Consider the following 12641-nt stretch of genomic DNA (forward strand, 5'->3'; position numbering starts at 1 on the left):
AACGACAGATTTCCACCGGTTTACCGGCCCTGGCTTTTGCCGCCCTAAAGTGGTGCCGACTCCACGCCCCACTGCGAAAGGCACTTCCATGCGCAAGACATTCGGCACCGGTTCCGTCTGGGAACAGAAGGTCGGCTACTCCCGGGCGGTCCAGGTGGACAACACCCTCTACATCTCCGCCACCGCCGCCAGCGGCGAGGACGGGATCGTGGGCGAGGACTTCTACACCCAGACCCGCTTCATCCTGGACAAGCTCGGCAGCGTCCTCGCCGACGCCGGTTTCGGCTACGCGGACGTGGTGCAGTCCAAGCTGTACCTGACGGACATCAGCCAGTGGGAGGAAGCCGGACGCGCCCACGGCGAAGTCTTCGGCGAGATCCGCCCCACCCTGGCCCTGGTCCACGTGCTCCCGTTCCTGGACCCCAAGATGCTGGTCGAGATCGAACTCGTCGCGCAGAAGAGCGCCAGCTAACACCAACGCGGGGTCACTTACGGTCCGTCCCGGGGCTCCGGATGGGCCGTAAGTGACCCCGCGTTGCTTGTAGGCGGGCTTAGCCGCCTGCTGCCGGCGGCAGACCGTAGCGGTGCTCGGGCCGCCCGGTGGTGCCGTAGCGCAGCTGGATGTCGACGGCGCCGTCGTCTGCCAGCGCCGAAAGGTACCGCTGGGCGGTGGCCCGGGAAACGCCCACCCGGGTGGCCACCTCGGCCGCGGAATACTGCTCGCCCGGTTCCAGCGATTCCAGCACGGCGGCCTCGGTGGCGGACCGGGGCTTGGCCGAGGCAATGACATCCCCCGGGATGAGCGCGCGCTTCGCCCGCTCCACCGTCTCCTGGGTGACGTTCCCCGGCTGGGCCAGGATCCGCCGATAGCGCGCATAGGAGCGCAGCAGCTGGGACAGCGATTCGGCCGTGAACGGCTTGAGCAGGTAGCCCAGCGCGCCGCGCCGGAACGCGAGCCGGAGCGAGGCCGTGTCCGCGGCGGCGCTGAGGATCATCGTGTCCACGTCCAGCTGGTGCAGCAGGTCCAGGCCCGAGGCGTCCGGCAGGTAGACATCCAGCAGCACCAGGTCCGGGCGCAGGCTGTGGATGGCCTGCAGCGCCTGCGACGCCGATCCGGCCGGGGGCAGCGCGAGGAAGCCGGCCACCGAGTCCACATAGGCCGCATGCAGCTTGGCGACGTGGAAATCGTCATCGACAATCAACACCCGGAAGTCCTCAGACATCGATGTCCCTTTCATTGGGCTTCGTTTCACTGGGCGCCGCCGTGTTGGGCGCAGTCCCTTGCGGCGCTGCCGCAGGGGGCACCGTGGTCCCGGGCAGCGTCGCCATAAACACCGCGCCGGGGCCGCCGGGGGAGCCCGGATCCAGCACCCGCACGTCCCCGCCGCGGCGGCGCGCCAGCTGGCGCGCCAGTGCCAGCCCCAGGCCGTGGCCGGCGCCCGCCCGGACCGGGCGTTCCGAGGTGGTGAATCCTTCCTCGAACACCGCATCGGCGCCACTGCCCGCCCCAGCGGCCGGCAGCCCGTCGCCGGAATCCCCGACGACGATATGCAGCGTGCCGCCGCCGGCACCGGTGCCGGGCCCGTCGAGCACCTCCACCTCCACCCAGCGGTCCGGCGCAGAGCCCGCGACGGCGGCGTTCACGGCATTGTCGATCAGGTTGCCGAGGACCGTCGTGACCTCCTGCGGCTCGGTGACCTGGCCTCGGACCAGGGTTTCCGGGCCCAGCCGCAGGGTCACGCCGCGTTCGTCCGCTTCCACGCCCTTGGCACCGAGGAAGGCCTGCAGGTACGGGTCCTGGAGCAGCTCGGCCTGGTCCACGGGGAACTTCAGCGGCCCGGTGGCTGCCAGCCGGGCAAGATAGTCGCGGGCCTGCTGGTGCTGGCCGATGCTCATGAAGCCGGCGATCGTGTGGAGCTGGTTGGCGAACTCGTGCCGCTGGGCCCGGAGTGCGGTGGACATGGTCCCCACGGCGTCGAGCTGGCGGGTCAGCTGCTGGAGTTCGGTCCGGTCCCGCAGCATGACCACCCAGCCCAGGTCCTCGCGTCCGTGCAGGGCCTTGCGGGCGCTGGCCACGAGCACGCGGCCTCCGGCGAGGAGTTCCACGGCGTCGCCTTCCGCGGCGTCGGCCCGGGTCAGGGCGATCAGCTGCGCCGGCACCGCGGCGTCCGCCCACGGTGTTCCGGTGAGGTCGGGCTGGCCCAGCAGCCGCTGCGCGGCAGCGTTGAACACGCTGATCCTGCCGTCCGCGGCGATGCCGATCACGCCGTCGTCGACACCCTGCAGGACCGCCACCTGGTCGTGGACCAGGGTGCTGATTTCCTCCGGCTCCAGGCCAAGGGTCAGCCGCTGGAGCCGGCGCCGGAGCAGGAAGGAGGCGGAAACGCCCACCAGCAGCGCGCCGGCGGCGGTCAGGACGATCGGAACGACGTCCCGGGCCAGGCTCTGTCCGATGGTTTCGGTGGAGTAGCCCACGCTGACCTCGCCCACCACGGTGCCCGAATCCGGGGCGAACACCGGGACCTTGGCCCCGGCGGAGGGGCCGAGGGTTCCGGTGTTCCGGGTGGTGACTTCCTTGCCCGCCAGGGCCTCGGACGGGTCGGTGCTGACCCGCTCGCCCAGCCGTTCGGCGTCGGGGTGGGCCAGGCGCAGCCCGGTCTCGTCGGTGATGACCACGAACAGGGCGCCGGTGCGGGTGCGGGCGCCCTCGGCGGCGGCCATCAGCGGCCCGTTCACCAGTTCGGCGGCCGGGGGAGTGCCGGGCAGGGCGCTGATCTGCTGGACTTCCGCCCGCACCTGCGGGTCCGAGGCCACGGTGCGGGCCAGCGTCAGGGCCTGGTTCTCCGCCTCGCGGCCCAGCCGATCGTAGGTGAGCCAGACGTGGACGGCACTCGTCAGGAGCACCACCAGCGCCACGACGCCGAGCTGGAGCAGCAGGGTCTGGGTGGAGAAACGCAGGGGAGTCCGGCGGGCTAAGCGCTGCCGGGTCAACCGTGCCACGGCGGTCCTCCTTCGGGTGTGAGCACAATGCGCAAAATGCGTCCAACAAGCAGTATGCCAATCAAATGAGGCAAAGGCCCAGCCGTGACGCGCGCCACTCTAACGTCTGTAGTACGCATCACACCGGGGTGGTGCGATTCAATGAAGAAGGAGCCGGCCGTGCTGGTATTACTAGGATTCGCCATGATCGCGGTATTCATGGTGCTGATCATGACCAAGAAGCTGACGCCCGTGCTGGCGCTCATCATCGTCCCCACAGTCTTCGGACTCTTCGCCGGAGCCGGGCTGGGCATCGGCCCCATGGTCATGGACTCCATGAAGTCGATGACGTCCACCGCGGCCCTGCTGATGTTCGCCATCATCTACTTCGGCCTGATGATCGACGTCGGGCTCTTTGACCCCCTGGTCCGGTTCATCCTGCGTAAGCTGGGCAACGACCCCGCCAAGGTGGTCCTCGGCACGGCCATCCTGGCAGCGGCCGTGTCCCTCGACGGCGACGGCTCCACCACCTTCATCCTCACCACCGCGGCCATGCTGCCCGTCTACCTGCGGCTCAAGATGAGCCCCGTGGTGCTGACCTGCGTGGCGGGCCTCGCCAACGGCACCATGAACATCCTGCCGTGGGGCGGCCCCACCGCCCGTGCCGCAACCGCGCTGAAGCTCGACGTCAACGATGTCTTCGTTCCGATGATCCCCTCGCTGATTGCCGGCCTCGTTGTGGTCTTCGTCTTCTCCTGGCTCCTGGGCCTGCAGGAACGCAACCGGCTCCGCGCCACGGCTCCGGAAATCTGGGGCACAGACAACACGTTCGACGGCGGCTCGGCCGACGGCGGCAGCGGCACCGGCCGCTTCGGGTTTGGCCGCACGGCATCCACCCCTGCCGGGGGAGTTGCCGCCGGACGCCCCTCCACGGGTAGTTCATCCGTAGCAGTCCTGGAGCGCACCGAGGACCTCGTCGACGACCGCGATTCCGCCATGGCGGACACCGCGCTGGACCCCAACCGCGCCACGCTGCGCCCCAAGCTGTTCTGGTTCAACCTCGGGCTGACGGTTGCGGTCATGGTCACGCTCGTCGCCAACATCATTCCGCTGCCGTTCGTCTTTATGGTGGGCTCCGCCGTCGCGCTGCTGGTCAACTTCCCCAAGGTCAAGGACCAGGGCGCCCAGCTGATCGCCCACGCACCGTCGATCGTCGCCGTCGTCAGCATGGTCATGGCCGCCGCCGTCCTCACCGGCGTCCTCAACGGCACGGGCATGGTCAAGGCCATGTCCGAATGGCTCGTCGCCATCATCCCCTCCGACATGGGCCCCTTCATGGCCGTCATCACCGGCGTCCTCAGCATTCCGATGACGTTCTTCATGAGCAACGATGCCTTCTACTTCGGCGTCCTCCCGGTGCTCAGCGAGACCGCCGGGCACTACGGCGTCAGCGCAGTGGACATGGCCCGCGCCTCCATCACCGGCCAGCCCTTCCACCTGCAGAGCCCCCTGGTCCCCGCGATCCTGCTCCTGGTCTCCCTCGCCAAGGTGGACCTGGGCGACCACCACAAAAAGGTCCTCTGGCGCACCGCCGTCATCTCCCTGGTCATGCTCGGAGTAGGAGTCCTCACCGGAGCCATCGGCATCGGCTAACCACACCATCGAGCACCACAAGTAGACACAACAAGAAAGCAGAGTGCGGAAGATTTTCCGCACTCTGCTTTCTTGTCTAACCGCCCTGAAGGCCGGGACAGCAACAGGTGGCGGAGGCACATCGGCGACAGGCCGGGCATCCGGAAGCGTGCGTCTAAGCGAGTGCCCCGCCGTCGGGTTCCCTGCCCGAGCTTGCGAGGGGAGGGAGCGGCGGCGTGTACGAGCGAGCACGCGGAGGATCGTCCGGCCTGGCTCCGGAAGGCGAGGCGCCGTAAGGCGGCAGCCGTCCGACGGCGGCAGGGCGTACAGACACGTAGACTGGGACGGAAAATAATCCGAACTTGCAGGGGAGATCCATGGCTGCGATCAACCGCGACGACGTCGCGCATCTCGCGCGTCTCGCGCACATCGAGATGAGTGCAGAAGAGCTGGACCGGATGGCCGGCGAACTCGCCGTCATCGTCGATTCAGTGAAGTCCGTCAGTGAAGCCGCCGGTGATGACGTCCCGGCCACGTCCCACCCGATTCCGCTGACGAATGTGTTCCGCGAGGACGTTGTGGGCCACACTTTCACGGCCGAGCAGGCACTCTCCGGCGCTCCCGATGCGTACGAAGGCCGCTTCAAGGTCCCGGCAATCCTGGATGAGGGCTAAGAACATGACTGAAAACAACGAACTGATCCGCTCCTCCGCCGCAGCGCTCGCCGGCAAGCTCGCCGCCCGCGAAGTCACCGCCGTCGAGGTCACCCAGGCGCACCTGGACCGCATCGCCGCCGTCGACGGCAAGGTCAACGCCTTCCTGCACGTCAACACCGAAGAGGCGCTCGCCGTCGCCGCCGAGGTGGACGCGATCCGCGCAGCCGGCGGTGCCGCCGCCGAAGAGCTGCACGCCCTCGCCGGCGTCCCGATCGCGGTCAAGGACCTGATCGTCACCGTCGGCCAGCCCACCACGGCCGGCTCGAAGATCCTCGAAGGCTGGCACAGCCCCTACGACGCCACCGTGGTCAAGCGCCTCCGCGCCGCCAAGATGCCGATCCTGGGCAAGACCAACCTGGACGAATTCGCGATGGGCTCCTCCACCGAGCACTCCGCCTTCGGCCCCACCCACAACCCTTGGGACCTGGACCGCATCCCCGGCGGCTCCGGCGGCGGCTCCGCTGCCGCCGTGGCGGCCTTCGAAGCCCCGCTTGCCCTCGGCACCGACACCGGCGGCTCGATCCGCCAGCCCGGCGCCGTCACCGGCACCGTCGGCGTGAAGCCCACCTACGGCGGCGTGTCCCGCTATGGCGCGATCGCCATGGCCTCCTCGCTGGACCAGATCGGCCCCGTCTCCCGCACCGTGCTGGATTCCGCCCTGCTGCACCAGGTCATCGGCGGGCACGACCCCCACGACTCCACGTCGCTGCCGGACCCGCTGGAGGACCTCGTGGCCGCAGCATCGGTCGGCAACGTGCACGGCATGAAGATCGGCATCATCAAGGAACTCCACGGCGAGGGCTACCAGGCCGGCGTCGAGAACCGCTTCAACGAATCCCTCGAGCTGCTCAAGGGCGCCGGGGCCGAAATCGTCGAGGTTTCCTGCCCCAACTTCAAGTACGCCCTGGGTGCCTACTACCTGATCATGCCCTCCGAGGCCTCCTCCAACCTGGCCAAGTTCGACGGCGTCCGGTTCGGCCTGCGGGTCCTGCCCGAGGACGGCCCGATGACCATTGAACGGGTCATGGGCGCCACCCGCGCCGCCGGCTTCGGCGACGAGGTCAAGCGCCGCATCATCCTGGGCACCTACGCCCTGAGCGCCGGCTACTACGACGCCTACTACGGCTCGGCCCAGAAGGTGCGCACGCTCATCCAGCGCGACTTCGACGCCGCGTTCGCCAAGGCCGACGTGCTGATCTCCCCGACGGCGCCGACCACGGCGTTCAAGCTCGGCGAGAAGCTCAACGACCCCCTGGCGATGTACCTCAACGACGTCGCCACCATCCCCGCCAACATGGCCGGCGTCCCGGGGCTGTCCCTGCCCGGCGGCCTGGCCGACGAGGACGGGCTGCCGGTCGGCGTCCAGCTGCTCGCCCCGGCCCGCCAGGACGCGCGGCTGTACCGGGTCGGCGCGGTGCTCGAATCCCTGCTCGAGGCGCAGTGGGGCGGGCCGCTGCTCGACAAGGCCCCGTCGCTGACGGGCCCTTCGCTGACGGGCTCCGCCCTTACTGATGCTGCCGCTTCGAGCCACGGAGGTTCCCACTAATGACTGACGCAACCCTCAGCTTCGAAGAGGCGATGGAGAAGTACGACCCCGTCCTCGGCTTCGAGGTCCACGTGGAGCTCAACACCAAGACAAAGATGTTCTCCTCCGCCCCGAACGTGTTCGGCGACGAGCCCAACACCAACGTCAACGAGGTGGACCTCGGCATGCCCGGCGTGCTGCCCGTGGTGAACAAGACCGCGATCGAGTCCTCGATCAAGATCGGCCTGGCGCTGAACTGCAAGATCGCCGAGACCTGCCGCTTCGCCCGGAAGAACTACTTCTACCCGGACACCCCGAAGAACTTCCAGACCTCCCAGTACGACGAGCCCATCGCGTACGACGGGTACCTCGACATCGAGCTCTCCGACGGCACCGTGTTCCGGGTCGAAATCGAACGCGCCCACATGGAGGAGGACGCCGGCAAGCTGACCCACATGGGCGGCGCCGCCGGCCGCATCCAGGGCGCGGACTATTCCCTCGTGGACTACAACCGCTCCGGCGTGCCGCTGGTCGAGATCGTCACCAAGCCGATCGAGGGCGCCGGCAGCCGCGCGCCGGAGCTCGCGAAGGCCTACGTGGCCGCGGTCCGCGAGATCGTCAAGAACCTCGGCGTTTCGGACGCGAAGATGGAACGCGGCAACGTGCGCTGCGACGCCAATGTCTCGCTTCGCCCGCACGGCCGCGAACGCTTCGGCATCCGCTCCGAGACGAAGAACGTCAACTCGCTGCGTGCCGTCGAGCACGCCGTCCACTACGAGATCCGGCGGCACGCCGCCGTCCTGGAATCCGGCGAGCCGGTCATCCAGGAAACCCGCCACTGGCACGAGGACACCCGGTCCACCACCTCTGGCCGGCCCAAGTCCGACGCCGACGACTACCGCTACTTCCCGGAACCGGACCTGGTGCCGATCACCGCTTCCCGCGAGTGGGTAGAGGAGCTCCGGGCCACGCTGCCTGAGCCGCCGGCCGCCCGCCGCAAGCGCCTGCAGGCCGACTGGGGCTACTCCGACCTGGAGTTCCGCGACGTCGTCAACGCCGGCGTGATGGATGAGATCGAGGAAACCATCGCCGCCGGCGCCACCGCCACCGTGGCCCGCAAATGGTGGATGGGCGAGATCGTCGGACGCGCCAAGAACGCCGACGTCGATCCCGGCCAGCTCGGCGTCGAACCGGCCACCATCGTGGAACTGAACAAGATGGTCGAAGGCGGCAAGATCAACAACAAGATGGCCACCGAGGTCCTCGACGGCGTCCTCGCCGGCGAAGGCACTCCGGCGGAGATCGTGGAGAAGCGCGGCCTCGCCGTGGTCTCCGACGACGGTCCCCTCCTGGAAGCCATCGACGCGGCACTCGCCGCGCAGCCCGGCGTCGCGGACAAGATCCGCGCCGGCAAGCTTCAGGCGATCGGCGCGATCGTCGGAGGCGTTATGAAGGCCACCCGCGGCCAGGCCGACGCCGGCCGGGTCAAGGAGCTGATCCTGGAACGCCTCGGCGTCGAAGGTTAGGCCCTAGCCGGGCACCACCCATCAAGCTCGCAGTTGTTGTCGTTCTGTTCGATCAGAACGGCAACAACTGCGGGCTTGTCGGGTTAACGGAGGGGCATGTTCAGGCCGCCATTCCGGCCCTATGCTGGTGCCCAAGGTTCCGGTGTCAGGCCGGGCGCAGGGGGAAGGCGAACCGATGGCGGTTCAACAGCGCACCGGATGGCGAAGTGTTGTATTGGCAGGCGGAATCGTCGCCGCCCTCAGCGGGGCCGGGGCGGCTGCGGTTTGGGCGGGTACCGCGCAGTCCGCGACGCCGCTAACCAGCCCCACGACTTCGGCGGCCCAGCCACCCGGCAGTTCGCCCGCAGAGGGGCAGGCCCACAAGAAAAACCGTGCCGTGCCACTGCATGCCGAAAGCGTGGTCAAAAACGGCGACGGCGGATTCGAGACTCGGCTGACGCAGCAGGGCACTATCGAGGCCGTTAGCAGTGCCTCGATCACAGTCAAGAGCGAGGACGGCTTCAGCCAGACCTACGCCATCAATGCCGGAACAAAAGTCGCGAAACTGCCCCCTCCCGCCGCTGACGGCACCATGCCGAGAGACAGCACGGGAAAGCGGCTCAAGCCCACCGCAGCTACCGCGGCGGACCTCACGACCGGGGAACAGGTGCGGATCGCAGACGTCAAGGACGGGTCCGGCATCACCGCCGGGCAGATTGTTGCCGGAGCCCCGGGCGCTCAGGGGCCGGGCAACGGATTGGGCAGGGGGCTGGGCAACGGATTGGGCAAGCAACTTGGAAACGGGCACTGGAAGGACAAGGCCGCGGGGCAGGCCCCCTAGGGCCGGATCAGGTGACCAGTTCGGTCATGATGGTCTGCAGCGCTTCGCAGACCATCATGACCGACGTGCGTTTCAGGTTCTCCGGACGGGCCAGGACGTCGATCCGCCGCCGGGTGCTGATGCCTTCGAGCGGCCGCAGCACAATGTCCGGGTTCAGCACCGGCCGCGCCGTGTACCGGGGGAGCAGGCCGATCACGCTCCCGGTCGCCACGAGCGCTGCCACCGTCGAGTAGTCGTTGATCCGGTGCACGATGTTCAGTTCCCGGCTGGAGACGGCAGCGACGGCGGAGAGCACGTCCGCGGGGGAGTACCCGGTGCGGCTGGTCACCCAGGGTTCGCCGACGACGTCGTCCGCCGTCACCGCCCGCTGGCCGGCCAGCCGGTGCCCTGCCGGCAGCGCGACGTCCAGCGGCTCGTGCGCTAGCGGAAAGACCGCGACGCGTTCCTCGGGCCAGCGCGGGCTGTGGTCCATCCTGTGCGCCAGCACCAGGTCATACCGGGCCGTGAGCGCCGGGAAGTCCTGCTGCGCCACGTCCTCGTCGCTGAGCAGGATCCGCGGCTGCCCGGGGCCGTCCAGCAGCCTGGCGAGCGGCGCGAACAGCGCCTGCCCCGCGCTGTGGAAGCCGCTCAGCGTCACCGGCGCCACCGGGGACCCGTGGTACGCCCCGATCGCCGTCCGGGCGTCGGCCATGGCACTGACGACGGCGGCCCCGGCATCGGCGAGCACCTGGCCGGCCTCGGTCAGGACCAGGTTGCGGCCCTCCTTGCGCGTCAGCGGCACCTCCACCGATTTCTGCAGCGCAGTCAGCTGCTGCGACACCGCGGACGGCGTGACCAGCAGGGTTTCGGCGACCGCCTTGACGCTGCCGAGGGCACCCAGTTCACGGAGCATCTCAAGCTGGTGGATTTCCATGCCGTCCAGTCTATGCGCAAGTGATAACTAAATCGTCGATTGAGAAAAATGCGGTTGTGCTAACGCTTTCCAGCGGCTCTAATGGGGTGAGTTGACCCACAGGAGCTGCCGCGGCGGCGCACCACAACGTGCTTGTGAACGCAGTCTCGACGATGAACACACTGACGATGAACACAGTTAGGAAGGCCCATGAAGGCTCTCTACAAGTCCGGCGCCCACGCAGGATTCGAACTCGTCGACCGCCCGGAGCCTGAAACCGGCCCCGGCGACGTCAAGATCCGCGTCATGACCACCGGCATCTGCGGTACCGACCTGCACATCCAGTCCTGGGACGCCTGGGCGCAGGGCATCATCAACGCCCCGCTGATCGCCGGCCACGAGTTCTACGGCGAGGTCGTCGAGATCGGCGAGGACGTCCTGGACGTCAAAATCGGCGACCGCGTCTCCGGCGAGGGCCACATCGTCTGCGGCATCTGCCGCAACTGCCGCGCCGGCCGCAGGCAGATGTGCATCAACACCGTCAGCGTCGGCGTCCAGCGCGACGGCGCCTTCGCCGAGTTCGTCGTGATCCCCGAGACCAACGTCTGGGTCCACACCGACGCCTCGGTCACCCCAGAACTCGGCGCCATCTTCGACCCCTTCGGCAACGCCGTCCACACCGCGCTCAGCTTCCCCCTCGTCGGCGAGGACGTGCTGATCACCGGCGCCGGGCCCATCGGCCTGATGGCGATCGCCGTCGCCCGCCACGCCGGCGCCCGCAAGATCGCCATCACGGACGTATCAGCCCCGCGGCTGGAACTCGCCCGCAAGCTCGGCGTCGACCTCGCGATCGATGTCTCGAAGATGCGGGTCAAGGACGCCCAGCGCGAACTGGGCATGCGCGAAGGCTTCGACATCGGCATGGAAATGTCGGGACACCCCACGGCGCTGCCTGAGATGATCGACAACATGAACCACGGCGGCCGGATCGCGATGCTGGGCCTGCCCAGCCAGTCCATCGACATCAACTGGGGCAAGGTGGTCACGCACATGCTGACCATGAAAGGCATCTACGGCCGCGAAATGTTCGAGACCTGGTATGCCATGAGCGCCATGCTGTCCTCCAACCCGGTACTGCACGCCAACATCTCCGCCGTCGTGACGGACACCCTTCCTGCCACCGACTGGGAGAAGGGCTTCGAGATTGCCCGGGCCGGTGTCGGTGGCAAGGTGGTCCTCGACTGGACCTGCTTCTAACCCGCCCCCGTTTCGGCCCACCGACCCCCACCAGCTGAGGAGCACAACCCATGTATTCAGCCATCAAGGACCAGCTGCAGCACGAACTGGACGAGATCCGCAGCGCCGGCCTGTTCAAGACCGAGCGGCACATTGACTCGCCCCAGGCGAACCACATCAAGGCCGGCCAGATCGGCGAGTCCAGCGCGGACGTGCTGAACTTCTGTGCCAACAACTACCTGGGCCTCGCGGACCACCCGGAGATCATCGCCGCCGCCAAGGCCGCGATGGACGAGCGCGGCTTCGGCATGGCCAGTGTCCGCTTCATCTGCGGCACCCAGGATCTGCACCTGGCCCTCGAGGAACGCGTGTCCAAGTTCCTCGGCACCGAGGACACCATCCTCTTCTCCAGCTGCTTCGACGCCAACGGCGGCGTGTTCGAATCGCTCTTCGGCCCGGAAGACGCCGTCATCTCCGACGCGCTCAACCACGCCTCGATCATCGACGGCATCCGGCTCTGCAAGGCCCAGCGCTTCCGCTACGCCAACCAGGACATGGCGGACCTCGAAGCCAAGCTGATCGAGGCCACCACGCAGGAGAACCCGGCCCGCCGCAAGATCATCGTCACGGACGGCGTCTTCTCGATGGACGGCTTCCTCGCCCCGCTGGAGGCGATCTGCGACCTCGCGGAAAAGTACGACGCCATGGTCATGGTGGACGATTCCCACGCCGTCGGCTTCATGGGCTCCAGCGGCGCGGGCACCCCGGAGCACGCCGGCGTCTCGGACCGCGTGGACATCTACACCGGCACCTTCGGCAAGGCCCTCGGTGGCGCGTCCGGCGGCTACGTCTCCGGCCGCCGCGAAGTCATCGCCATGCTCCGGCAGAAGGCCCGCCCGTACCTGTTCTCCAACTCGCTGGCCCCGGCCATCGTTGCGGCCACGCTGAAGGCCCTGGACCTCGTGGAGAACTCCGGCGAGCTGCGCAGCAAGCTCTTCGCCAACGCCGAACTCTTCCGGAGCCGCATGTCCGAGGAGGGCTTCGAGCTGCTCCCGGGCGAGCACGCGATCGTCCCGGTGATGTTCGGCGACGCCGTGATGGCCGCCAAGGTGGCCGACTCCATGCTGCACAACGGCGTCTTCGTGACGGCGTTCAGCTACCCGGTGGTCCCCAAGGGCGCCGCGCGGATCCGCGTCCAGCTCTCCGCCGCGCACAGCGCCGACGACGTCGAGTCCTGCGTGCAGGCCTTCGTGCGCAGCCGCGAGTCGGTGGCCGCAGCCTCGTAGCGCCCTGCCGGCCGCGGTGCGAAAGTGCT

At 68.3% G+C, this 12641-nt stretch carries 11 protein-coding genes; 8 read left to right on the forward strand and 3 right to left on the reverse strand.

The window, feature by feature from the left end; translation table 11 throughout:
* The first annotated feature begins 88 nt into the window (after positions 1–88).
* Positions 89–472, forward strand: coding sequence for a RidA family protein (locus LDO13_RS05405; RefSeq protein WP_224049015.1), 384 nt, complete (start codon positions 89–91; stop codon positions 470–472).
* A 79-nt stretch (positions 473–551) separates the two neighbouring features.
* Here the strand turns inward: LDO13_RS05405 and LDO13_RS05410 are convergent, their stop codons facing one another.
* Together LDO13_RS05410 and LDO13_RS05415 are read right to left on the reverse strand one after the other, a co-directional pair.
* The gene (locus LDO13_RS05410) at positions 552–1223 is read right to left on the reverse strand and encodes a response regulator (protein WP_224049016.1); all 672 of its coding nucleotides are present in this window, start codon (positions 1221–1223) and stop codon (positions 552–554) included.
* The gene (locus LDO13_RS05415) at positions 1216–3000 is read right to left on the reverse strand and encodes a sensor histidine kinase (RefSeq protein ID WP_224049017.1); all 1785 of its coding nucleotides are present in this window, start codon (positions 2998–3000) and stop codon (positions 1216–1218) included. The genes LDO13_RS05410 and LDO13_RS05415 overlap by 8 nt, the downstream gene beginning before the upstream one ends.
* A gap of 159 nt (positions 3001–3159) precedes the next feature.
* Between LDO13_RS05415 and LDO13_RS05420 the strand changes: the two genes are divergently transcribed.
* The 5 genes from LDO13_RS05420 to LDO13_RS05440 all read left to right on the forward strand — a co-directional run bounded on the left by LDO13_RS05420 (position 3160) and on the right by LDO13_RS05440 (position 9198).
* Positions 3160–4632 carry a CitMHS family transporter gene (locus LDO13_RS05420; protein WP_224049683.1) on the forward strand — a complete coding sequence of 491 codons (1473 nt, stop codon included), beginning with the start codon at positions 3160–3162 and terminating at the stop codon, positions 4630–4632.
* A 356-nt stretch (positions 4633–4988) separates the two neighbouring features.
* Positions 4989–5285, forward strand: coding sequence for an Asp-tRNA(Asn)/Glu-tRNA(Gln) amidotransferase subunit GatC (gatC, locus tag LDO13_RS05425; RefSeq protein ID WP_056432749.1), 297 nt, complete (start codon positions 4989–4991; stop codon positions 5283–5285).
* A 4-nt stretch (positions 5286–5289) separates the two neighbouring features.
* Complete coding sequence (gene gatA, locus LDO13_RS05430; protein WP_224049018.1) at positions 5290–6873, forward strand: Asp-tRNA(Asn)/Glu-tRNA(Gln) amidotransferase subunit GatA; 1584 nt, start codon at positions 5290–5292, stop codon at positions 6871–6873.
* Positions 6873–8378, forward strand: a complete 1506-nt coding sequence (gatB, locus tag LDO13_RS05435) for an Asp-tRNA(Asn)/Glu-tRNA(Gln) amidotransferase subunit GatB (protein ID WP_224049019.1) — start codon at positions 6873–6875, stop codon at positions 8376–8378. The genes gatA and gatB overlap by 1 nt, the downstream gene beginning before the upstream one ends.
* A gap of 376 nt (positions 8379–8754) precedes the next feature.
* Positions 8755–9198: a hypothetical protein gene (locus LDO13_RS05440; protein WP_224049020.1), complete on the forward strand. Its 444-nt coding sequence runs from the start codon at positions 8755–8757 to the stop codon at positions 9196–9198.
* Positions 9199–9205: 7 nt separating this feature from the next.
* On the opposite strand, the gene LDO13_RS05445 is transcribed toward LDO13_RS05440, so the two are convergent.
* Positions 9206–10111: a LysR family transcriptional regulator gene (locus tag LDO13_RS05445; RefSeq protein WP_224049021.1), complete on the reverse strand. Its 906-nt coding sequence runs from the start codon at positions 10109–10111 to the stop codon at positions 9206–9208.
* Between the two features lie 189 nt (positions 10112–10300).
* Between LDO13_RS05445 and tdh the strand changes: the two genes are divergently transcribed.
* Positions 10301–11347 (forward strand): L-threonine 3-dehydrogenase, encoded by a 1047-nt coding sequence (gene tdh, locus LDO13_RS05450; protein ID WP_224049022.1) that lies wholly within the window; start codon positions 10301–10303, stop codon positions 11345–11347.
* Positions 11348–11397: 50 nt separating this feature from the next.
* Positions 11398–12612 (forward strand): glycine C-acetyltransferase, encoded by a 1215-nt coding sequence (locus LDO13_RS05455; protein ID WP_224049023.1) that lies wholly within the window; start codon positions 11398–11400, stop codon positions 12610–12612.
* The last annotated feature ends 29 nt before the right edge of the window (positions 12613–12641 follow it).

This window comes from Arthrobacter sp. NicSoilB4 (assembly GCF_019977335.1).
Lineage (GTDB): Bacteria > Actinomycetota > Actinomycetes > Actinomycetales > Micrococcaceae > Arthrobacter.